This window comes from Treponema endosymbiont of Eucomonympha sp. (assembly GCF_001028545.1).
Genome location: NZ_BBPW01000371.1, coordinates 1 through 678, shown reverse-complemented (window position 1 = coordinate 678; position 678 = coordinate 1). Strand labels below are relative to the sequence as shown.

The 678-nt window shown below is 55.0% G+C and carries 1 protein-coding gene; it reads left to right on the top strand.

Going from position 1 to position 678, the window contains the following annotated elements; translation table 11 throughout:
• Positions 1–361: hypothetical protein (locus AWU74_RS12815; RefSeq protein ID WP_238580229.1), on the top strand; the 361-nt coding region annotated here is incomplete at its 5' end.
• Between the last annotated feature and the right edge of the window lie 317 nt (positions 362–678).

Here is a 678-nt window from a genome sequence, read left to right as displayed (position 1 = left end):
ATCTCTGTATTACGGCGCCCGCCTGCTTTGCGTTTTACCGAAGGGCACAGCGCCGGGCATAAAAAGTGGCAGGGTTTCCGCTCTGTTCTTTTGCCTCTATGCCGTTCGGGCGCCACCTATCTGCTTCACCTATCTGTCGAGTTCCCTCAAGGAACTCGGACGTTCCCTGCGGGGAACGCGGGAGACGATCCCTCTTTTGGCGGGGCACAGCGCCGGGCATAAAAAAAGAGCGGGGGGCGTCCCGCTCTTTCGCGTCTATGCCGTTCACCAGCCCACCCTATATGCCGAGTTCTTTCAAAGAACTCGGACGTTCCCTACGGGGAACGCCTGTTTCCTCAAGAAACTCGGTCGTTGCCCGTAAGGGCAACGCGCTTACTGGTTATAGGCAAACCACGAAATGTTGTCCGCGTCTGCCTTCCGGCTTGCCGCGCGACATTATACGCAGTTAAAGGCGAACCACCGAATGCCTCTCGCGTCCGCAATAAGGTAGCTGACGCCTCTCCTGCTTGGCTCTGTCTCTATAACAGAAACGCCCGCCTCCGTTAAAGCGGTTTCAGCTTTGGCGAAGTTCTTTTTGCCTAGGCAGTGTGGACTAAAGAAAGGAAAAGAGGTAAAATAGGAGCATGAAAGGAAATAAAGGCATTCACCGGCACGATATAAGCGACGAGGCGTGGGAAC